This window comes from Georgenia sp. H159 (assembly GCF_035607575.1).
In the GTDB taxonomy this organism is placed as follows: domain Bacteria; phylum Actinomycetota; class Actinomycetes; order Actinomycetales; family Actinomycetaceae; genus Oceanitalea.
The window spans coordinates 122,088-141,289 of record NZ_JAYDZY010000009.1 but is presented as its reverse complement, the minus strand read 5'-3'; the positions used below and the strand labels follow the sequence as shown (position 1 = coordinate 141,289).

Here is a 19,202-nt window from a genome sequence, read left to right as displayed (position 1 = left end):
GTCAGTGCGGGTCGGCGGCCAGACGCAGGACGCCGAGGCCCACGATCGCGGCACCCTGGTAGCAAAAGGTCTGAGCGCCCAGCTGCACCCGGGTGAGGCACCGCGCGCCCCACGTGAGCAGGTGCTCACTGACGAGCTCGCCGTGCCAGCGTGCGGCGTCACCCGCCGCGGGCACGGCCGCGAGGGCTGCATGGGCACGCAGGACGCCGGGCAGGTCCGGCGTCCACCCGCCAGGCAGCAGACCGGCGCCCGCGACCTGCCCGAGCAGACGGCGCAGGGCACGCTCCGCGTCGGCGGGCACCCCGGTGGGGGCGACCGGTGGGCGACTGGGCGGGGCGGCCGACGGCGGGCGGCCGGGAGTGCCGCGGGTCCCCACCGGGGACCAGTCGTGGACCCCGCGGAAGAGCCGGGCGTGGTCCAGCCGGAGCCGGTCGGGGTGCTCGCCGGCGAGCCTGGACTCCTCCAGGAGAGCCACACCGCGTAATGCCTCGGCGTCGTGGATCGGCCACGGGAGGTCCGGGAGCGCCGCGTGGAGAGCGGGGTCCGGTGGCCCCTCGACGAGCTGGGCGAGCGTCGTCGCGGCGCGGCCCACCCGGGCCCGTCCACTGAGCACCTGCTGGCTCATCGCACTCTCCCGACGTCGTCGTCCCCTATCGTCACGCCGCGGCGCGGCGGTGTCCTGGGTCCTACGGCCCTGGCCCTGCGGCGTCGTCGTCAGCGGCACCCGCGTCCCGGTGCCGGCGATATGGCGACGACGGGCGCCCGCCGCTGGACTACGCTGGAACGTCGCAACCCCCGCTGTCTCGCGCCCTCCGGCGCCGAGCCGCTCGTCCCCGAAGGAGCCCACCGGTGTCCCCGACCAAGCCACGCAAGCCCACCGCGGCCGAGAAGGCCAAGGCCGAGGCGGACAAGCGCAGCGTGGTCGCCCGGAACAAGAAGGCCCGCCACGACTACCACATCGACGAGACCATCGAGGCCGGCCTGGCGCTCACCGGCACCGAGGTGAAGTCGCTGCGGATGGGGCGGGCCTCGCTCGTCGACGGCTGGGTCGAGATCGACGGGGGCGAGGCCTGGCTCCAAGGGGTCCACATCCCGGAGTACAGCCAGGGCACGTGGACCAACCACGCGGTGCGCCGCAAGCGCAAGCTGCTCCTCCACCGCACCGAGATCGACAGGCTGGCGGGCAAGAGCCGGGAGAAGGGGCACACCGTCGTCCCGCTCGAGCTGTACTTCATCCGGGGCAAGGCCAAGGTCCTCATCGCGCTGGCCCGCGGCAAGAAGGAGTACGACAAGCGGCACGCGCTGCGCGAGAAGCAGGACGAGCGCGAGGCGCAGCGTGCGATGAGCCTGCGCACCATCAGGTGAGCGCACGGGTCCGTCGCGCCGGGCCCGTCGCCGCGCTGGCCCTGCTGCTGACGGCCCTGCTCCTCCCGCTCGCCGCTCCCGCGTCCGCGGACGACTCGGTCGGTCAGATCAGCCGCATGGACGTGAGCGCCCGCGTCGCGGCCGACGGCGGCGCGGTCCGCGTCGCGCTCGACTTCACCTACGACTTCGGCGACGACGAGGCGCACGGCCCGTTCCTCGTCCTCGCTGAGCTCCAGGAGATCGCCGACGACCCCGACCGCTACCGGAGGACGGCGGTCAGCGACGTGACGGCGGAGTCGCTCACCGACGCACCGGACGACCTGCGTGTGGAGCGGGAGGGCGGCGCCGTCCAGCTGTACATCGGCGACGAGGACGTCGAGGTCACCGGCGTGCACGACTACCGCGTCGCGTACACGGTCGACGGGCTCCTCACCCCCGCCGTCCCCGGCCCGGACGGCACCGTCCGCGACGAGCTGTTCTGGAACGTCGTGGCACCGGGCGGCTTCGACGTCGAGATCCACAACCTCACCGTGGCCGTCACCGGCCCGGCTCCCGCCGCGGCCGCTGCCTGCCACGTGGGGCGCACCGGCTCGGACACGCCGTGTGACGATCCCGGCCGGCCGGGGCGCGAGCGGGTCGACGTCGCGCAGGAGCGGCTGGACGAGGGTGAGGGGCTGAGCGTCGTCGTCGGGTGGCCGGAGGGGACCGTCACCGGTGCCGAGCCCGCGTACCAGCCGCGCCGCACCTGGGCCAACACGATGCAGCTCACCCCGGCCACCGGCGGTGCTGCCGGTGCGCTCGCCGTCCTGGGGGTCGGTGGCGCCGTCGTCTCCGCCACCCGCCGCGGCCGGGACCAGGCCTACCTGGGGACGACGCCGGGGCTGACGCCGGCGTCCGACCGGCCCCACCGTGTGGGTCCCGCTCGCCGGCGCCAGCCGGTCGCCGTCCGCTTCACCCCGCCCGACGACGTCCGGCCGGGTGAGATCGGCACGCTCCACGACGAGGTGGCCGACCCCCGCGACGTCGCGGCCACGCTCGTGGACCTCGCGGTGCGGGGCTTCGTGCGCATCGAGGAGGTCGCACCCGAGAAGCCGGAGGACGACGTCAGCGACTGGCGGATCGTGCCGCTGCGGGACTGGGACGGGCAGCTCGAGCCCTACGAGGCCGACCTCCTCGACCGCGTCCTCGGCGCGGGTCGCGAGCCCGTGACGCTCTCGGAGGCGGCCGAGGAGTACGCCGCGGCGGTCGGCACGACCCAGGAGGCGCTGTACCGGACGGTCACCGAGCACGGGTGGTTCACGGGCAACCCCACCGCGGTGCGGACCCGCTGGGTCGTCGCCGGTGTGGGGCTCCTCGTCCTCGGGCTGGTGACGACCGGCGTGCTCGTGCTGGTGCGCTGGCCGGCGGTGCTCGGCCTGCCGCTCGTCGTCACCGGGCTCGTCGTGGCGTTCGCGTCCGCCGCGGCCCCGGCCCGCACCCCGGCCGGCACCGCCGTGCTCGCGCAGACGCTCGGCTTCCGTCAGTACCTTGCCACCGCCGAGGCCGGCCAGATCCGCTACGAGGAGGGCCAGGACGTCTTCTCCCGCTACCTGCCCTACGCGATGATCTTCGGGCTCACCGAGCGTTGGGCGACGACCCTCGCGGAGGCGGCAGCACGCGGACAGCACGTCGCGGCTCCCGACTGGTACGTCCCGGTCGCCGCCGGCGCGGGCTGGTGGACGAGCCCGGAGGCCTTCACCGGGTCGGTCGGGGCCTTCGCCGACGCCGCGACGTCCGCCGTCACGTCCGCCTCCAGCAGCGGCGGCTCGGGCTTCTCCGGCTCTGTCGGCGGCGGCGCCGGTGGGATGGGCGGGGGCAGCTGGTAGGCACTCCTGCGGAGACGCGGTGGCCGGGCTAGGTTGGATCGTGTCCGACACCGACTCTGCAAGGGGAACGACCATGGGTCTGCCGATCAAGCTCCGCCACGTGCCGCCACGCCTGGCTGCGGGCGCGTTCATCCTCAACTCCGGCCTCAGCAAGCGCGAGCTCGACGAGGAGTCGGCGGCCGGCCTGCAGGGCATGGCGGCCCACGCGTTCCCCCAGCTCAAGGACATGTCCCCGCAGGACTTCGGCAAGCTCGTGTCGACCGGTGAGACGGCCCTCGGCGCCGCGCTCCTCCTGCCCCTGGTGCCGTCGTGGCTCGCCGGGCTCGGGCTCACCGCGTTCTCCACCGGCCTGCTCCGGATGTACCTCAAGCTCCCCGGCATGACCGAGGACGACGGCATCCGGCCCACCTCCGACGGAACCGCCATCGCCAAGGACGTCTTCATGCTCGGCATCGGCCTCGGGCTTGTCCTCGACGCCGTGACGTCGAAGAAGTAGCCGCCGGGAATAGACCTGACCAGGGGCTCGTTGGGACGTATGATGGACCAGCCGGCCCCGGTCGGTGATTGACAACTCAACAGGGGGATGATCGGTTTCGACGACGGTCGTCGTGCCAGAGGAAGCGGGTCGAGGATGCAGAGTTATCTCGATAACGCCCTCTGCAAACCAATAGGTGCCGATTCCAAGCGCACCGACTTCGCACTCGCCGCCTGAGCGAGTCCTGAAGTCCGTCAGCCCGGGCTAGCTCTCGACCCGGTTCCTGGCGTCAGCTAGAGAGCCACTGCTCGCAGCCCTCGTCATCGGGGCTGCGGGGACTTCCAGATGACTGAGCCCGTCAGCGACTTGTCTGCGTGATCGCTGGGGCCGAGAAAATCGCAGCAGACTGCACCCGGAGAAGCTCTGGTTCTGCGCCGTCGGACGCGGGTTCGATTCCCGCCATCTCCACCATCCCCAGCCGAAGGCCGCCTCCTCACGGAGGCGGCCTTCGGCATGTCCGGGCACCCATCGCTGAGCTCAGCCGGCGAGCACCTCCCGCAGACGCGCGGCGAAGGCCTCGGGCTCGCCGGTCTGCCCGAACTCCCCTCCGAGGAAGCCGCCGTGGTTGCTCGGGAAGACCGCGAGGTCCACGCCGAGCTGCTCGGCCAGCGCCGCCGGTGCACGCCACGTCATCGTGTCCTTGCTCTCGATCCCCACCGCGAGCACGAGCCGCACCGGCGCGGCGGCCAGGGCGGCGACGTCGGGCCGGTACCCCGTGATCGCATCCGCGGCGCCGGACAGGAGCGGGTCGTCCCGGGAACCGTCGTCCTCGGCCGGCATGCCGAACATCGCGGGATCGGTCGGCTCGGTGCCGAAGCCGTCGGGGAACTCGCCCTGCCAGGACGTCATCGTGATGAACGCCGCCATGCCCCAGCCCCACCCGCGCTCGTCGTAGGTCTGTCGCACGCGCTGCCACGCGGCCGAGGCGTTCTCCGCGTCCGGGAGGACCGGCAGCATCGGCGGCTCGTGGGCGACGACGGCGCGGACGTCGTCCGGGTGCGTCGCCGCCAGGCACAGGGCCGTCACCGCGCCGCCGCTGGAGCCGAACAGGTCGACCGGCCCGGCGCCGAGGGCCGCGACGAGGCGGTGGACGTCGTCGGCCTGCTGCTCGGGGGTCTGGGTGGTGCTGCCGTCCTGACGGGTGCTGCGGCCCAGGCCGCGCGGGTCGTAGGTGACCACGGTGCGGTCGGCGACGTGGGAAGCGAGGGTGGTGAACCCACTGGCGTCCATCGGCTGGCCGATGAGCAGCAGCGGTGGTGTCCCGTCGGGGGTGGGCAGCGGGCCCCTGACGTCGTACGTCAGCGTCGCGCCGGGGACGTCCAGGGTTCTCGTCTCGGCCGTGGTCGTTGTCATCGCGTCACTCCTTGTCGTGGGCGGCACCTGCCGCTGTGCTCGTGCTGCCTACTGACCGGCGAGGGGAGGCAATGTCATCGGGTGAGTTCGACGGCTCGCCGGCGACCGCCGCCGTCGGGGTCCGGTTACGCTCGGGAGGTGCCGCAGCCCAGCCAGGTCGACGACGGCGTCCGCGACCTGGTCGCCGTACCCGGCGGGCACGTCGAGCTCGCCGACCGGCGTACCGAGACGCGGTGGCGCGTCGCCGTCGCGCCCTTCCTCCTGGGCAGGGTGCCGGTCACCCAGGCCCAGTACCGGCAGGTCCTCGGTGCGTCGCCGAGCATGTCCGACGGCGCGGACCTTCCCGTGGAGACGGTGTCCTGGTTCGACGCCGTGCGGTTCTGCAACGCGCTGTCCGTCGCGGAGGGGCACGAGCCGGCGTACGTCGTCGACGGTGAGGACGTGACCGCCGTCGAGGGGGCGCTCGGGTACCGGCTGCCCCGGGAGGCGGAGTGGGAGCACGCGTGCCGGGCGGGGACGACGACGCCGCGCTACGGCGACCTTGACGAGATCGCCTGGTACGCGGACAACGCCGGTGGCCACGTCCACCCGGTCGCCACCCGGGCGCCCAACGCATGGGGACTGCACGACATGCTCGGCAACGTCTGGGAGTGGTGCGTCGAGCGCTACGACCCGGTCGTCTACGGCGAGTACCGCGTCCTGCGCGGCGGCGGGTGGAGCGACCCGGAGTGGAGCTGCCGTGCCGGCGTGCGACGGCGCAGCCACCCGACGTTCGCCATCGAGGACCTGGGCTTCCGCGTGGCACGGTCACGGGCCGTCGACCGAGGTCAGCCCTCCTCCTGACGGGTGGGCGGGTGCTCGTGGCGCGTCGCGACGTAGCGCAGGACGTCCCGGCGGACGCCCTCGCCCACCTCGTGGTCCCGGAGCAGGAGGTCCCGGACGTATCCGGCGCGTTCGGCCGTGCGGAGCGAGGCGACGTTCCACGGCTCGATGTAGAGCGCTACTCGCGCGAGGCCGGGGAGGCTCCAGCCGAACGCGGTGAGCGCGCGCAGGGCGTCCGCGGCGAGGCCCCTGCCGCGGGCCGAGGGCGCGATCGAGTAGCCCGCCGAGCCGTGCCCGCGCGGGAGCTCACGGAGCCACAGGCCACAGTGGCCCACCGGCGCACGGCTCGCCACGTCGGTGATCGTGAAGGAGAACCCGGCTCCCTCGGCGTGACGTCCCTGCTGGCGACGCACCCAGGCCGCGGCGTCGTCGTCGGTCGCGTTCAGCGGCAGGGTGCCGGTCATCTGCACGTACGGGTCGGTGGAGAGCTCACGGGCCATGGCGACGTCGTCCAGCCGTACCGCGCGCAGCAGGACGGCCCCGTGCTGCGGCGGGATGGCGGGCCACGGCGGGAGAGCTGGTCGTGCCATGCGGCCAGTATCCAGCCGGCCCCACCGGGCGACGTGCCGCACGCCTTCCTAGACTCCCGGCATGGCCGAGGTGCGGATCGGCGTGTCCGGGTGGCGCTACGCGCCCTGGCGCGGGACGTTCTACCCGCGCGGGCTGGCCCAGCGACGGGAGCTCGAGTACATCGGCACGCGGTTCCCGACCGTCGAGCTCAACGGTTCGTTCTACTCCCTGCAGCGGCCCGAGTCCTACCAGCGCTGGCGGGAGAGCACGCCGTCGGGGTTCACCTTCGCCGTCAAGGGCGGCCGGTTCATCACGCACTTCAAGCAGCTTCGCGACGCCCAGCTGCCGCTGGCCAACTTTCTCGCCTCGGGCGTCCTCACGCTCGGTGACCGGCTCGGCCCGCTCCTGTGGCAGCTGCCCGCGCGCCAGCGGCTCGACCTCGACCGCATGGCCGAGTTCCTCGACCTGCTCCCGCACAGCACGGGGCGCGCCGCGGAGCTCGCCGCGGGGCACGACGAGCGGCTCGAAGGCCGGGCGTGGACGGTCACCGACACCGACCGCCCGCTGCGGCACGCCCTGGAGGTGCGGCATGAGAGCTTCGCCGACCCGGCCTTCCGCGACCTGCTCCGGGCCCACGACGTGGCACTCGTCGTCTCCGACGGCGGGGCCACGTGGCCCATCTTCGAGGAGCCGACGTCCCGGCTCGTCTACGTGCGCCTGCACGGTGCGGCGGAGCTGTACGTCAGCGGCTACGACGCCGCCGCGCTGCGGGAGTGGGCCGCCAAGGTGCGGCGGTGGCACGACGCGGGCCACGACGTCGTCGTCTACTTCGACAACGACGCCAAGGTGCGGGCACCGTTCGACGCGCTCGCGCTGCGCGACCTGCTCGGGGACATCGCCGTCGGCCCGGCTGCCGCGGACCTGCGCACCGGCACGGACCTGGGCACACTGGGCGGATGATCAGCGACAGTCTCGCCCGCGAGCTCGAAGACGCCGGCCTACGCTGGGACCCGGCGCCGGGGGACCGGTTCCGGATCAAGGCCGAGGCGCTCTCCGAGGACGTCTTCATCCTGTCCCACATGGTCATCGAGCCGCGGACCTACCCCAGCGGCACGGTCCTCAACTTCAACGGCACCACCGAGTGGGCGCTGGACAACATGTCGAAGGACGACGCCCTGTGGCTGCCGAGGGAGGACCAGCTGCGCGAGTTCCTCGGCGGCACCTTCCGCCGGCTGGAACGGGTCGAGGAGGAGTACGTCGTCACCACGTCCGGCCCGGACGGCGTGGTGCGGACCCACCGGTCGGCCGACGTCGAGGACGCCTACGCGCAGGCACTGCTCGCGCTCGTGCGCCGTGCGGTGGGCGCCTGAGGGTCACACGCGTGCGTACCGCGCCCGGCCGAAGGAGTAGAGGCCGTACGCGGCGATACCCGCGCCGACGGCGGTGAGGAGCACGGTCCCCGCGGGCAGCTCGAGGAGCGAGCGCAGAGCGGCGTCCAGGCCGCCCGCCTCCTCGGGGTCGTTGGTCACCGCGGCGAAGACGAACAGAGCGCCCACCACACCGAGCGCGGCGCCCTTGGCGACGTAGCCGACGCGACCGGCCACGACGACCGCGCGGGGCGGCTGCTCGCGTAGGTCCTCCAGGAACTTCCGGGACCAGCCCTTGACGACGTGGTAGACACCGATGCCGATGATGCCCGCGCCGACGGCCGCCACCGCGACCTGTCCCAGAGGGTGCTGCATGACCGAGGCGGTGAGGCTGTCCGTCCGGTTCTCGCTCCCGCCGCCACCGGTCCTCGTCGCGATGCGCGCGGCCACGCCGGTCAGCACGAGGTACCCCACGCCCTTGCCCGCGCTCTTGACGGTCTCCTTCGTCTCGCCGGCGGTCACCGCCTCCGCCACCTGCCACAGGGCGAGCAGGGCGAAGCCCGCGACCACCACCCACAGCAGCACCGAACCCAACGGGCTTGAGGACAGCTGCTCCAGCGCACCGGTCTGGTCGGCCGACCCCGACGACGTCCCCCAGGCGAGGCCGATCGCGATCCAGCCGAGGATCAGGTGGAGCACGCCGCTCGCGACGTAGCCGAGGCGTGCTCCTGCCTCGACGACGGGATGGTCACCGGTGCGCGCCGCAGCGCCATGGAGGGAGGAGTCCATGGCCACAACCTGGCACCGTTGGGCCCGGGCCGCGAATCATGTGGGGGACGCGTGCGTCCACGACGCCACACGGCGGACGGCCGCGCGGACCCGAGCCGCCGTCGGCGAGGCGGTTGACCTACACGTGTCGCCGGTGAGGCGTTCGCCACGCTGCCGTAATCAAAACGTGACATTGGGTCCGGTGCGGCGCTATGGTCTCAAGGTCCCGCGCCCCCTCCACGCGGGACCCTTGGACGGTTCCCCTCCCGCCGCCGCCCGAGGACGACGACGAAGCGGTGGGAGGGCGCCGGACGCGAGACGCCTCCGGAGCCCAGGGAGTGAGAAGGGTCCGCCGTGACCGAACCTGGTCCGCGCCGCCACCGCACCTCCGTCATCAGTGCCCCCGTCCAGCGACTGCTCGGCGCGCGCGCCCGGGTCGCCCCGAACCTGCAGCGCCGCTACCGCGCCGGGCTGGCCGGTGGCCTCGCCTTCGTCCTCGTCGCCGGCGTGAGCGCCGCTGCGGTCGTCGACGACCCGACGGCTGCGCGAGCAGACCTCTCGGCCCTGGGGCTCGAGGTCGAGCACCCGGCGTCGCCCGGCATCGCCGTGCCGGAGACCGAGGAGCTGGCGTTCGGCGAGCTCGAGGTCGACGTCGAGCTCCCCAAGGACGACGTGTGGCACCTGCGCGAGGTCCAGGTCGCCGCGCGCAACGCCGAGCGCCAGGCGCTGGCGGAGCGCGAGGCCGCGGCCGCCGCCGCCGCGGCGGCCGAGCGTGAACAGCAGGCACAGGCGCAGGCGCAGGCGCAGGCGCAGCCCACCCGCCAGCAGCGGCGCGCGCAGGCCGAGCAGGCGCCTGCGCAGGAGAGCGCACCTCAGCCGCAGGTCGCCTCGGCCGGGTCGGGGGGCGAGCGGGGATCGATCGCCTCCATGGTCAACGGTCTCCGCGCGCAGAACGGGCTGGGTGCCCTGGGGCGCAACGGCACGTTGGACTCGGTGGCGCAGAACTGGGCGGAGTGGATGGCCGCGAACCAGACCCTCCAGCACAACCCGAACTACCGCTCGCAGATCGGCGGCGGCTGGTCGCGCTCCGGGGAGAACATCGTGCGCAACACCGGAGCGCAGTCCTGGTCCTCCGGTGACATCACCTCGTGGATGTTCAACTGGTGGGCCAACTCCGCGCCGCACCGCGCCAACATGCTCAACACCGCCTACTCGCACGTGGGTGTCGGGTACGCGATGGGCTCCGGCGGCCCCTACGCCGTCCTCGTCTTCGGAGGCTAGCGACTCTGCCGCGGGGGTACGGGCGCGCGGCACGCACCGTCCGACCGGTTCGTCCCGGCTCACCGGTCCAGGTGCTGCCGGCTCGGTCGGTTGCGTCCACCTGCCGGCCGTCGTCAACGCAGGTTGACGGCGGGCGGACGTCAACGTAGATTGACGGAGTGGCCCGCCCCGAGGAGGTTTCGATGAGTGCACTCGCCCGTGCCGTCGATGACGACGGTGATCTCTTCGCCGCACTCGACTCACTCGTCCGGCTCCGCCGGGAGGCGGACCAGCGCGAGGCCGTGCTCGTCCGTCGTGCCAGGAGCGAGGGCCTGACGTGGGCCGAGATCGCGTTCCTCCTGGGCGTGTCGAAGCAGGCGGTCCACAAGAAGTACGGCGGCTCCCGGCGCGAGGCGCGCCGACCCGGCTGAGGGGGGTGCGACTCCGAGGTCAGTGGAGCGTGACGACGTCCCCCGTCTCCACCGACCGGTAGGCGGCGTCGATGACGGCGATCGACTGACGGGCGTCGTGCACCGTGTAGTCCGGCACCTCACCGGCCACGAGTGCGTCGACGACGTGCCCGAGGTACAGCTCCAGCGCCACCTGCCCGGCGTCGGCGACCAGCGCTGTTGCGCCGTCGGGCCCGAAGACGTCGACGGCGGGCTTGTCGTCGTCGGCGACGGCGTGGCCGTGGGAGCCGATCAGCCGCAGCGAGCTCGTCGTGGGGGTCGTGCCCGGGGCGTACGGGACCCGCCCGAGCGTGATCGTCGCGGTGACACCCCGGTCGAGCAGCAGGCTGACCACCGCGCTGTCCTCGACGTCGTGGGCGGCGTGCAGGTCGGAGAAGAGCACCCCGGTGAAGGCGTGCACCTCTCGGACGGGCAGACCCGTGAGAAAGGCGACGGCGTCGGTGCAGTAGCCGAGGAAGTTGAGGACCTCGCCACCACCGGACAGGGCCGGGTCGACGACGAGCTCGGGCCGCTCGACCGACGTCGCGACGTGCGTGCCGGAGGCGAGCAGCTCCATGTCGACGTGTCGCGGGAGGCCGACGTGACCGGCGTCGACCCAGGCCCGGGCCCGGCGCAGGGCCGGTGCGTGCGTGCGGTTGACGACCGCGCACACCCGCCCGGTCCGCTCCGTGGCGGTGACCAGGGCGTCGGCGTCGTCGAGGGTCGTCGCGACGGGCTTGTCGACGAGCACGTCGATCCCCGCCAGCAGCGCGGCCAGCGCCAGCCGCGCGTGCCGGGTCGGCGCACCGCACACGACGACGAGGTCGACGAGGGAGGGGTCGAGCACCTCGCCGACGTCCTCCGTGTACCGGACACCGGCGCGGTCGGCGGCCGCGCGGGAGTCGGCACGCACCCAGTCGGGCGCCGAGGGCTCCTCGGCGACGGCGACGAGCTCCACCCGGTCGTCCGCGCCGAGGATGCGCAGGTAGTCCGCCGCGTGCCTCACCGCGGAGAGGACACCGATCCGCAGGGCCATCAGAGCACCTCCTCGACGGGTGCCTGGGCACCGAGGACGGGGTCCCCCTCGATCTCGGTCACGTGGACGCGTCGCCCGGTGACGAGCGAGCGCTGCGCGGCCAGCGCGCCGGCGAGTGCCGCCCGCACCTCGGCGGTGTGCACGACGGGCTCGGCTGCACCGGTGACGACGTCGGCCCAGTGGTCGAGCTGGCTGCGCAGCGCCCCCTCGAGGGAGAGTGGGGCGGGCGTGGCGGCGTCCGAGGACAGCCCGGGCTCCGCCTCGGTCGAGTGCCGCAGCGTCCCCTCGGTCCCGACGAGCACGACGCGGCGGAGCATGTCCCCGCGCCGGCGCAGGGCGTAGCAGAGCTCGAGCGTGGCGAGGGCGCCGTCGGCCGTCCGCAGCTGGACGTGGAAGGAGTCGGGGGAGTCCATGTCGGGGGAGAAGGTGCGCATCCCCCGCGCGAAGACCTCCGTCGGGGCAGAGCCCAGCAGCCAGGTGGCGGCGTCGACGATGTGGGTCCCGTTGTGCACGGGGTGCCCGCCGGAGCGGTCGGGGTCGAGCTGCCAGCTGCGCCAGCCTCCGGGCCAGGCGTGGCCGGTGTACCACGTGATGTGGAGCAGGCGCGGGTCGCCGATGCGCCCGGCCCGCACGGCTGCGCCGAGACGGGCCATCGCGGGCTGGAACCGCACCGTCTGCCCGACCATGAGGCTGGTGCCGGCGGTCGCGGTGACCATGGCGTCGAGGTCCCGCAGGGTGAGCGCCGCCGGCTTGTCGACGTGCACGTGCTTGCCGGCCCGGCCGGCCGCGATGGTCACCGGCGCGTGGCCCGGCGTCGCGTTGACGACGTCGACGGCGTCGACGGCGGGGTCGCCGACGGCCGCGTCGACGTCCGTCGTGGCGCGGGCACCGACGAGACGCGCAAGCTCCTCCGCCCGGGCGAGGTCCGAACCGGCCACCCACCGCACGCGCAGCCGGGGCACGTCCCGCAGGGCGAGGAGGTGCTCACGGGCGAAGGCACCCGTCCCGACGACGGTGACCTCGGCGGCGGTCACCGGTCCGGCCCGCCGCTGGTCCCGGGAGCCGCCGGGGTGCCCGCTCGCGGGCGGGTCCCGTCCAGCGCCCGGAGGATCGGCTCGTCGTGACGGTCGACGGCGTGGACGTCCCAGGAGACAGTCGGCCGCCGTCGGCCGGGTGCGGCCCCCGTCGCCTGTGGCCGGGTGGTGATCGCCATTGATTGACCTTTCGCCAGCGTTGCGTCCACGGTCAACGCACTACGTCAGACATCAGACGTTATCCGTCTCATGGGAGAGAACTCACATCCAGCACCATCCTTCACCCGTTCGCGCCCCCGGCACGCGGTCAGCGTTGCTGCAGTCGTCGTCGACGGCATGCTGCTCCTCGACGCCGTCGACGCGACCGTACCCGCCCGCGTCTGACGGCCGGCCCCGGCCGTGCACCGCCGACCGGGGCGCCGACAGTACAGTTCTCGCCGCGAGCACCGCCCGTGGCCACCCGAGCGAGCTCGCGGTGGACAGAGAGGAACAGCATGAGTGACGTCGTCGTCGGGGTCGACCTCGGAGGCACCAAGACCGCGGCCGCCCTGATCAGCGCCGCGGGCGCGGTGGGCCCGGTGCGGTCCGTGCCGACACCCGCCCAGGACGGCCCCCAGGCGGTGCTCGACACCGTCGCCGGACTCGTCCGTGAGGTCGTCGCCCACGGGGGCCGCCTCACGGCGCCCGACGGCACGACGACGGACGCCGCGCAGCCGGCCACCCTCGCCGGGCTCGGGGTCGGCACCGCGGGCGTCGTAGACGCGACGGCCGGCACGATCCTCTCCGCGACGGACGCGATCCGGGACTGGACCGGCACCGACGTCCGCAGCGGCCTGAGCGCGCGCCTGGCCGACCTCCTGGGTGCCGGGCCGGTCACGGTGGAGAACGACGTCGACTCGCACGCGGGCGGGGAGGCCTGGCTCGGCGCCGCGGCGGGGCTCGACAGCGTCCTCATGGTCGCCGTCGGGACGGGCGTGGGAGGCAGCGTCGTGCTCGGCGGACGTCCGCTGCGCGGGGCCCACCACGTCGCGGGGGAGATGGGGCACATGCCCAGCCCCGACGCGGTTGGCCTTCGGTGCGGCTGCGGCAGGGAGGGACACCTCGAGGCGATCGGCTCGGGCCCCGCCCTGCACCGTCACTACCTGCGGCTGGGCGGCTCGGCGGACGCGCCGGACACCCGAGCCGTGTACGCGCGCGCCGCCTCCGGCGAGGAGCTCGCGCTCCGCGCCGTCGCCGACTCCGCCCGCGCCGTCGGACGCGCCGTCGCGGGGGTCGTCACGGTGCTCGACCCGGCCGCCGTCGTCGTCGGCGGGGGCATGAGCCAGGCCGGTGCGCTGTGGTGGGAGCCGATGGTCGCCGCGGCGCGCGCCGAGCTCATCGAGCCGCTCACCGGCACCCCGATCCGGGCCTCGGCCCTCGGGCCGGTCGCCGCCGTGCTCGGTGCCGCCCGCACCGCGCTCACCCAGACCGCCTGACCACCGGAAGGACCGTCATGTCTCCCGTCCTCGAGCGCCTCCGCGGACGCCTCATCGTCTCCTGCCAGGCCTACCCCGGTGAGCCCCTGCGCGTCCCGGAGGTCATGGAGCGCATGGCCCGCGCCGTCGTCGCCGGCGGCGCCGCCGGCGTCAGGGCCCAGGGGCTGGAGGACATCCGGCTCATCGCCGCCTCCCTCGACGTCCCCGTCACCGGGCTGTGGAAGGACGGGCAGGACCCAGTCTTCATCACCCCCACCCTCGAGCATGCCGTCGCGGTGGCGGACGCGGGCGCGGACATCGTCGCCCTCGACGGCACCCGACGTCCCCGGCCGGACGGGCGGAGCCTCGCGGGGACGATCCGGGCGCTGCGCGAACGCGCCGACGTGCTCGTCATGGCCGACTGCGGCAGCCTCGACGACGCGCTCGCCGCCGAGGACGCCGGCGCGGACGTCGTCGGCACCACGCTCGCCGGGTACACGGGTGAGCGTGAGAAGACCGACGGGCCCGACGTCGAGCTCATCGACCAACTCGTCGCTCGCTGCGAACGTCCCGTCGTCGTCGAGGGGCGGGTGCACACCCCCGACCAGGCGGCGGACGCGATCGCGCGGGGTGCCTTCGCCGTCGTCGTCGGGACCGCGATCACCCACCCCACGACCATCACCAGCTGGTTCCACGCGGCTGTCACGTCGCGGTAGCGCCCGCCCGTCCCGACACGCCCCGTCATGTGCCGGAGGTCCCACGCGCCGGCACACCCGCGTCGCTACCGTGGTGTCTCCCCGGTCCAGGAGCCGCCATGATCCGCCTTGCCGTCCTCAACGCCGCGACGAGCCCGAACCGGCTCGGCAACGCCATCACCGACTGGGCCATCGCCTGCCTCGGCGCCAACCGCGCCTTCGTCATCGACCGCATCGACCTGCGCGACGTCGGGCTGCCCCTGTTCGACGAGCCCGACCTCCCGCGGTACGGCCGCTACCAGCACGAGCACACGCAGCGGTGGTCGGAGCGGATCGCGGCAGCCGACGCCTTCGTCATCGTCAGCCCCGAGTACAACCGCGGCTACTCCGCCCTGCTGAAGAACGCGCTGGACTACCTCGTCCACGAATGGGCCTTCAAGCCGGTCGGCATCGTCAGCTACGGCTCGGGGATGTCCGGCGGTCTGCGCGGGGCCGAGGCGCTGCGCACCGTGCTCGGCGCGCTGCAGATGTACGCGGTCCGCGAGATGGTCGTTGTGCCCTACGTCACCGAGTCGAGCGTGCGGGACGGCAGCCTGCGGGCCTCCGAGGGCATGGTCGAGGGCATCGAGCTCATGATGGACGCCCTCGTGCGGATGGACGCCGCGATGCACCTGCTGCGTGCCCCCGACGAGGAGCTGGGGGACCAGCAGGGGCGGCAGGACGGGCCCGACGACGCCGCGAGCCGCTGGCGGCCGCGGGAGTCCGACACGGAGGACCAGTGGGCCGCGACCACCGACCTGCAACGGCCGCCGGGATTCGTCTGAGAGACGGCAACTCCCTCCCCATCCGTCACAGTCGGGGGCCAAATCCGCGTGGACACGCCGAAAATTCGGCGCGGGAGGGCGACAACACGCGGTGTGACGCCGTAATGTCGGGCGCGTCGTACCCATAAGGGTGCGTACGCCGACTGAGAGAGGGATTCCATGTCCGTCAACCGCACCGAGCTCGTCGCCGCCGTGGCCGAGCGCTCCTCGCTCACCAAGTCCCAGGCCGACGCCGCTCTGTCGGCCCTGCAGGACGTGCTTGTCGAGTCTGTCAGCAAGGGCGAGGCCGTCAAGATCACGGGCCTCCTGGCCGTCGAGCGAGTCGAGCGCGCCGCGCGCACCGGCCGTAACCCGCAGACCGGCGCCGAGATCCAGATCCCCGCCGGCTACGGCGTCAAGATCTCCGCGGGCAGCGCCCTGAAGAAGGCCGTCTCCAACAAGTGACGTCCTAGCGACGACGCACAGGCGGGCAGGACGGTAACGTCCTGCCCGCCTTTCGTCGTCCCCGCCCGGGATCCTGGCGGGACGCCACCGCGCTCGCGGCTAGGCTGGCCGTGGTGCGCCAGCACCCCGAGCCGACGCGAAGGAAGAGGTACCCGGTGGAGGTCGTCATCAAGTCCGGCGCCGAGGAGGCCGCCGTCCCCGCGGCAGACGCCATCGAGCGGCTGCTGGCCGACAAGCCGGACGCCGTCCTCGGCCTCGCCACCGGCTCGAGCCCGCAGGCGCTGTACGACGAGCTCGTGCGCCGGTATGAGGCCGGCCGGATCTCCTTCGCGCGAGCGCGAGGCTTCATGCTCGACGAGTACGTCGGGCTGGACGCCGGCCACCCCGAGCGCTACCGCAACGTCATCGAGCGGGAGCTCGTGGGCCGCGTCGACTTCGCGCCCGACGCCGTCCAGGGACCCGACGGGCTGGCCGACGACCCGCAGGCGGCAGCGGTCGCCTACGAGCAGGCGATCGCCGACGCCGGCGGGGTCGACCTGCAGGTCCTGGGCATCGGCACGAACGGTCACATCGCCTTCAACGAGCCCGGGTCCTCCCTCGCGTCGCGCACCCGGGTGCAGCCGCTCACCGCGCAGACCCGTGAGGACAACGCGCGCTTCTTCGACGACGACGTCGACGCGGTGCCGCCCCTGTGCCTCACCCAGGGCCTGGGCACCATCATGGCGGCCCGCCACCTCGTGCTGCTCGCCTCGGGGACGGGCAAGGCGGCGGCCGTGCGCGAGCTCGTCGAGGGGGCGGTGAGCGCCTCGTGGCCGGCGACGATCATGCAGCACCACCCGCACGCCACGGTGCTGCTGGACGAGGCCGCCGCCAGCCGGCTGGAGCGCGCCGACTACTACCGCGAGGCCTACGCCGCCAAGCCCCAGTGGCAGGGCTTCTAGGGCGACCGACACCACCCATCTCCTGCCGGGACCTGGTCGGTGGGTCGTCCTAGACTGGTCGTCATGAGTTCCACCGAGCCTCCCAGCAGCCCGAGCGAGCCGTCGACGTCGTCGGGAACGAGCGTCCTCGAGCGCGAGGAGCTGCGCGAGCAGGAGCCCGGTGACAACGACCGCTACGCCCACTACGTGAAGAAGGACAAGATCATGTCCTCCGCGGTGTCCGGGCAGCCGGTCGTGGCGCTGTGCGGCAAGGTGTGGACCCCGGGCCGGGACCCCAAGAAGTACCCCGTGTGCCCGATGTGCAAGGAGATCTACGAGAGCATCCAGGGTGGCGGGTCCGGCTCCGGCCGCGGCCGCTTCGGCGGCTTCGGGCGTGGCGGTCGCGACGCCGGCGGAAGCGGAGAGTGAGCGCCGCCAGTCAGCGCCGGCCGGTCACCATCGCCCCGCAGGGCACTCCTGCGGCGGTCTCGACCGCTGCCGCCGAGCACCTCCCGCCCGCCTACCCGGCGCGTGCGGCGTGGGGGACCGCCTCGCGGCTGCGTGCCTGGCAGGCCGAGGCGCTCCAGAGCTACCTCGACGACGACCCGAGGGACTTCCTCGCCGTCGCGACCCCCGGCGCCGGTAAGACGACCTTCGCCCTGCGCGTCGCCACTGAGCTGCTGTCGCGCGGCGAGGTCACGGCGATCACCGTCGTCGCGCCCACCGAGCACCTCAAGGGCCAGTGGGCCGAGGCGGCGGCCCGAGTCGGGATCCAGCTCGACCCGGCCTTCCGCAACGCCCAGGAGCGGCACGGCGCCAGCTTCGACGGGGTGGCCCTCACCTACGCCCAGGTCGCGGCCAACGCCGAGCTGCACAAGCGGCGCACGACGGCCGAGCGCACCCTGGTCATCCTCGACGAGGTCCACCACGGCGGGGACGCGCTGAGTTGGGGCGACGGGATACGCATCGCCTTCGAACCGGCCCGCCGCCGCCTCGCGCTGACCGGGACCCCGTTCCGGTCCGACACGGCCGCGATCCCCTTCGTCAGCTACGAGCGGGATGCGGACGGTGTGCGCCGTTCGCGCGCCGACTACTCCTACGGCTACTCCGACGCCCTGCGGGACGGCGTCGTGCGCCCGGTGATCTTCCTGTCCTACTCGGGGCAGATGCGCTGGCGGACCAGGGCGGGTGACGAGGTCAGCGCCTCGCTCGGGGAGCCGCTGACCAAGGACCTCACCGCCCAGGCGTGGCGCACGGCGCTCGACCCGGCCGGCGACTGGATCCCCGCCGTCCTCGCGGCCGCGGACCGCCGGCTCACCGAGGTCCGCCGGGGCGTCCCCGACGCCGGTGGTCTCGTCATCGCGACCGACCAGACCAAGGCCCGCGCCTACGCCCGCGTCCTGCACGAGGTGACCGGCGAGAAGCCCGTGGTCGTGCTGTCCGACGACGACGGCGCCTCGGCACGCATCGACGAGTTCGCCGCCGGGGAGCAGCGCTGGATGATCGCGGTGCGGATGGTGTCGGAGGGTGTGGACGTGCCGCGCCTCGCCGTCGGCGTGTACGCGACCTCCAGCGCCACCCCGCTGTTCTTCGCTCAGGCCATCGGGCGCTTCGTCCGGGCACGCCGCCGCGGCGAGACCGCCTCGGTCTTCCTGCCGAGCGTGCCGGTGCTGCTCGAGCTCGCCGCGCAGCTCGAGGTGGAGCGCGACCACGCCCTGGACCGGGTCCTCACGTCCGAGGAGAAGGGCGACTTCTTCACACCGGAGGACGCCCTGGTGGCCGCGGCGAACCGGGAGGAGAAGGCGAGCGACGAGCTCATGCTGCCCGGCTTCGAGGCGCTGGACGCCCAGGCGTCCTTCGACCGGGTGCTGTTCGACGGCGGCGAGTTCGGTGCCGGCGCGGAGGTCGGCTCCATCGAGGAGGAGGAGTACCTCGGCCTCCCGGGGCTGCTCGAGCCGGACCAGGTCCACTCGCTGCTCCGCGCGCGCCAGGCCGAGCAGGTCAAGCAGCAGAAGCGGCAGGCGGCCGGCCGCGCCCAGCGTGAGGAGAACGCCGGGATCTCCGACCACAAGCGGCGGGCCGCGCTGCGCAAGGAGCTCTCCAGCCTCGTGTCGGCGTGGTCGCGGCGCAGCAACAAGCCGCACGCCGTCGTCCACACCGAGCTGCGCTCCGCGTGCGGTGGCCCCGAGGTCCCGTTGGCCAGCGTCGAGGAGATCGAGGCGCGCATCGCCACCCTGCGCAACTGGTTCGTCGGCCGCAAGTAGGCCCGCGGGCCACGTAGGCCCGCGGGACCGGGACGAGGGACAGTGCGCGCGGGACGTCAGTGTGACTCGGCAGGCGGGTCAGTCTGACGTGGGCTCCGGGGGGACGGTGCGCGCGGGACGTCAGCTTGACTCGGCAGGCGGGTCAAAGTGACGTCTCGCGACGACAACACCCGCCGT

At 73.6% G+C, this 19,202-nt stretch carries 23 protein-coding genes and 1 other RNA gene; 17 read left to right on the top strand and 7 right to left on the bottom strand.

The window, feature by feature from the left end:
* Position 1: 1 nt before the first annotated feature.
* Positions 2-625: a hypothetical protein gene (locus tag VR894_RS14320; RefSeq protein WP_324652591.1), complete on the bottom strand. Its 624-nt coding sequence runs from the start codon at positions 623-625 to the stop codon at positions 2-4.
* A gap of 224 nt (positions 626-849) precedes the next feature.
* Between VR894_RS14320 and smpB the strand changes: the two genes are divergently transcribed.
* The 4 genes from smpB (at position 850) to ssrA (ending at position 4,176) form a co-directional block, all read left to right on the top strand.
* Positions 850-1,365 (top strand): SsrA-binding protein SmpB, encoded by a 516-nt coding sequence (gene smpB / locus VR894_RS14315; RefSeq protein WP_324652589.1) that lies wholly within the window; start codon positions 850-852, stop codon positions 1,363-1,365.
* Entirely contained in the window at positions 1,362-3,230 is a 1,869-nt protein-coding gene (locus VR894_RS14310) for a DUF2207 domain-containing protein (RefSeq protein ID WP_324652587.1), read from the top strand. Before smpB ends, VR894_RS14310 begins: the two co-directional genes overlap by 4 nt.
* Positions 3,231-3,303: 73 nt before the next feature.
* The gene (locus VR894_RS14305; protein ID WP_324652586.1) at positions 3,304-3,726 is read left to right on the top strand and encodes a hypothetical protein; all 423 of its coding nucleotides are present in this window, start codon (positions 3,304-3,306) and stop codon (positions 3,724-3,726) included.
* Between the two features lie 83 nt (positions 3,727-3,809).
* Positions 3,810-4,176: a transfer-messenger RNA gene (gene ssrA, locus VR894_RS14300) on the top strand.
* Between the two features lie 66 nt (positions 4,177-4,242).
* On the opposite strand, the gene VR894_RS14295 is transcribed toward ssrA, so the two are convergent.
* On the bottom strand, positions 4,243-5,118 hold the full coding sequence (locus VR894_RS14295) for an alpha/beta hydrolase (protein ID WP_324652585.1): 876 nt from the start codon (positions 5,116-5,118) through the stop codon (positions 4,243-4,245).
* A gap of 138 nt (positions 5,119-5,256) precedes the next feature.
* Here VR894_RS14295 and VR894_RS14290 point away from each other — a divergent pair, with 138 nt between their 5' ends.
* On the top strand, positions 5,257-5,961 hold the full coding sequence (locus VR894_RS14290) for a formylglycine-generating enzyme family protein (protein WP_324652583.1): 705 nt from the start codon (positions 5,257-5,259) through the stop codon (positions 5,959-5,961).
* Here the strand turns inward: VR894_RS14290 and VR894_RS14285 are convergent.
* Positions 5,946-6,530 carry a GNAT family N-acetyltransferase gene (locus VR894_RS14285; protein WP_324652581.1) on the bottom strand — a complete coding sequence of 195 codons (585 nt, stop codon included), beginning with the start codon at positions 6,528-6,530 and terminating at the stop codon, positions 5,946-5,948. The genes VR894_RS14290 and VR894_RS14285 overlap by 16 nt on opposite strands.
* 61 nt (positions 6,531-6,591) lie before the next feature.
* Between VR894_RS14285 and VR894_RS14280 the strand changes: the two genes are divergently transcribed.
* Both VR894_RS14280 and VR894_RS14275 read left to right on the top strand, forming a co-directional pair.
* Positions 6,592-7,470 carry a DUF72 domain-containing protein gene (locus VR894_RS14280; RefSeq protein ID WP_324652580.1) on the top strand — a complete coding sequence of 293 codons (879 nt, stop codon included), beginning with the start codon at positions 6,592-6,594 and terminating at the stop codon, positions 7,468-7,470.
* The gene (locus VR894_RS14275; protein WP_324652578.1) at positions 7,467-7,880 is read left to right on the top strand and encodes a pilus assembly protein CpaE; all 414 of its coding nucleotides are present in this window, start codon (positions 7,467-7,469) and stop codon (positions 7,878-7,880) included. Before VR894_RS14280 ends, VR894_RS14275 begins: the two co-directional genes overlap by 4 nt.
* 3 nt (positions 7,881-7,883) lie before the next feature.
* Here the strand turns inward: VR894_RS14275 and VR894_RS14270 are convergent, their stop codons facing one another.
* Complete coding sequence (locus tag VR894_RS14270; protein ID WP_324652577.1) at positions 7,884-8,666, bottom strand: DUF1206 domain-containing protein; 783 nt, start codon at positions 8,664-8,666, stop codon at positions 7,884-7,886.
* 333 nt (positions 8,667-8,999) lie between these two features.
* Between VR894_RS14270 and VR894_RS14265 the strand changes: the two genes are divergently transcribed.
* Positions 9,000-9,926 (top strand): CAP domain-containing protein, encoded by a 927-nt coding sequence (locus tag VR894_RS14265; RefSeq protein ID WP_324652575.1) that lies wholly within the window; start codon positions 9,000-9,002, stop codon positions 9,924-9,926.
* Positions 9,927-10,108: 182 nt separating this feature from the next.
* Positions 10,109-10,336 (top strand): ECF-type sigma factor, encoded by a 228-nt coding sequence (locus tag VR894_RS14260; RefSeq protein ID WP_324652573.1) that lies wholly within the window; start codon positions 10,109-10,111, stop codon positions 10,334-10,336.
* A gap of 19 nt (positions 10,337-10,355) precedes the next feature.
* Here the strand turns inward: VR894_RS14260 and VR894_RS14255 are convergent, their stop codons facing one another.
* Genes VR894_RS14255 through VR894_RS14245 form a run of 3 tightly spaced genes read right to left on the bottom strand, consistent with a single transcriptional unit; the run spans position 10,356 to position 12,603 of the window.
* A complete protein-coding gene (locus tag VR894_RS14255; RefSeq protein WP_324652571.1) occupies positions 10,356-11,390 on the bottom strand; it encodes a Gfo/Idh/MocA family oxidoreductase in 1,035 nt (344 codons plus the stop codon).
* The gene (locus VR894_RS14250) at positions 11,390-12,424 is read right to left on the bottom strand and encodes a Gfo/Idh/MocA family oxidoreductase (protein WP_324652569.1); all 1,035 of its coding nucleotides are present in this window, start codon (positions 12,422-12,424) and stop codon (positions 11,390-11,392) included. The genes VR894_RS14255 and VR894_RS14250 overlap by 1 nt, the downstream gene beginning before the upstream one ends.
* Positions 12,421-12,603, bottom strand: coding sequence for a hypothetical protein (locus VR894_RS14245; RefSeq protein ID WP_324652568.1), 183 nt, complete (start codon positions 12,601-12,603; stop codon positions 12,421-12,423). Before VR894_RS14245 ends, VR894_RS14250 begins: the two co-directional genes overlap by 4 nt.
* Positions 12,604-12,673: 70 nt before the next feature.
* On the opposite strand from VR894_RS14245, the gene VR894_RS14240 reads away from it, so the two are divergent.
* From VR894_RS14240 to VR894_RS14205, 8 genes are all read left to right on the top strand, one after another.
* A complete protein-coding gene (locus VR894_RS14240; protein WP_324652567.1) occupies positions 12,674-12,808 on the top strand; it encodes a hypothetical protein in 135 nt (44 codons plus the stop codon).
* A 110-nt stretch (positions 12,809-12,918) separates the two neighbouring features.
* Positions 12,919-13,899 (top strand): ROK family protein, encoded by a 981-nt coding sequence (locus VR894_RS14235; RefSeq protein ID WP_324652564.1) that lies wholly within the window; start codon positions 12,919-12,921, stop codon positions 13,897-13,899.
* Positions 13,900-13,916: 17 nt separating this feature from the next.
* A complete protein-coding gene (locus VR894_RS14230; RefSeq protein ID WP_324652562.1) occupies positions 13,917-14,594 on the top strand; it encodes an N-acetylmannosamine-6-phosphate 2-epimerase in 678 nt (225 codons plus the stop codon).
* A gap of 98 nt (positions 14,595-14,692) precedes the next feature.
* Entirely contained in the window at positions 14,693-15,397 is a 705-nt protein-coding gene (locus tag VR894_RS14225) for an NAD(P)H-dependent oxidoreductase (protein WP_324652560.1), read from the top strand.
* 159 nt (positions 15,398-15,556) lie between these two features.
* Positions 15,557-15,841 (top strand): HU family DNA-binding protein, encoded by a 285-nt coding sequence (locus tag VR894_RS14220; protein ID WP_110851969.1) that lies wholly within the window; start codon positions 15,557-15,559, stop codon positions 15,839-15,841.
* Positions 15,842-15,996: 155 nt separating this feature from the next.
* Positions 15,997-16,782 carry a glucosamine-6-phosphate deaminase gene (gene nagB / locus VR894_RS14215; protein ID WP_324652667.1) on the top strand — a complete coding sequence of 262 codons (786 nt, stop codon included), beginning with the start codon at positions 15,997-15,999 and terminating at the stop codon, positions 16,780-16,782.
* A 63-nt stretch (positions 16,783-16,845) separates the two neighbouring features.
* Positions 16,846-17,190: a DUF3039 domain-containing protein gene (locus tag VR894_RS14210; protein WP_324652556.1), complete on the top strand. Its 345-nt coding sequence runs from the start codon at positions 16,846-16,848 to the stop codon at positions 17,188-17,190.
* Positions 17,191-17,219: 29 nt separating this feature from the next.
* Positions 17,220-19,025, top strand: coding sequence for a DEAD/DEAH box helicase (locus tag VR894_RS14205; protein WP_324652665.1), 1,806 nt, complete (start codon positions 17,220-17,222; stop codon positions 19,023-19,025).
* Positions 19,026-19,202 lie beyond the last annotated feature (177 nt).

Excerpts from the sequence above, each read along its gene's own strand:
- VR894_RS14320 (WP_324652591.1), bottom strand. The coding sequence starts at position 625 with ATGAGCCAGCAGGTGCTCAGTGGACGGGCCCGGGTGGGCCGCGCCGCG.
- VR894_RS14305 (WP_324652586.1), top strand. The coding sequence starts at position 3,304 with ATGGGTCTGCCGATCAAGCTCCGCCACGTGCCGCCACGCCTGGCTGCG.
- VR894_RS14295 (WP_324652585.1), bottom strand. The coding sequence starts at position 5,118 with ATGACAACGACCACGGCCGAGACGAGAACCCTGGACGTCCCCGGCGCG.
- VR894_RS14285 (WP_324652581.1), bottom strand. The coding sequence starts at position 6,530 with ATGGCACGACCAGCTCTCCCGCCGTGGCCCGCCATCCCGCCGCAGCAC.
- VR894_RS14280 (WP_324652580.1), top strand. The coding sequence starts at position 6,592 with ATGGCCGAGGTGCGGATCGGCGTGTCCGGGTGGCGCTACGCGCCCTGG.
- VR894_RS14275 (WP_324652578.1), top strand. The coding sequence starts at position 7,467 with ATGATCAGCGACAGTCTCGCCCGCGAGCTCGAAGACGCCGGCCTACGC.
- VR894_RS14270 (WP_324652577.1), bottom strand. The coding sequence starts at position 8,666 with ATGGACTCCTCCCTCCATGGCGCTGCGGCGCGCACCGGTGACCATCCC.
- VR894_RS14260 (WP_324652573.1), top strand. The coding sequence starts at position 10,109 with ATGAGTGCACTCGCCCGTGCCGTCGATGACGACGGTGATCTCTTCGCC.
- VR894_RS14255 (WP_324652571.1), bottom strand. The coding sequence starts at position 11,390 with ATGGCCCTGCGGATCGGTGTCCTCTCCGCGGTGAGGCACGCGGCGGAC.
- VR894_RS14245 (WP_324652568.1), bottom strand. The coding sequence starts at position 12,603 with ATGGCGATCACCACCCGGCCACAGGCGACGGGGGCCGCACCCGGCCGA.
- VR894_RS14240 (WP_324652567.1), top strand. The coding sequence starts at position 12,674 with ATGGGAGAGAACTCACATCCAGCACCATCCTTCACCCGTTCGCGCCCC.
- VR894_RS14235 (WP_324652564.1), top strand. The coding sequence starts at position 12,919 with ATGAGTGACGTCGTCGTCGGGGTCGACCTCGGAGGCACCAAGACCGCG.
- VR894_RS14230 (WP_324652562.1), top strand. The coding sequence starts at position 13,917 with ATGTCTCCCGTCCTCGAGCGCCTCCGCGGACGCCTCATCGTCTCCTGC.
- VR894_RS14225 (WP_324652560.1), top strand. The coding sequence starts at position 14,693 with ATGATCCGCCTTGCCGTCCTCAACGCCGCGACGAGCCCGAACCGGCTC.
- VR894_RS14220 (WP_110851969.1), top strand. The coding sequence starts at position 15,557 with ATGTCCGTCAACCGCACCGAGCTCGTCGCCGCCGTGGCCGAGCGCTCC.
- VR894_RS14210 (WP_324652556.1), top strand. The coding sequence starts at position 16,846 with ATGAGTTCCACCGAGCCTCCCAGCAGCCCGAGCGAGCCGTCGACGTCG.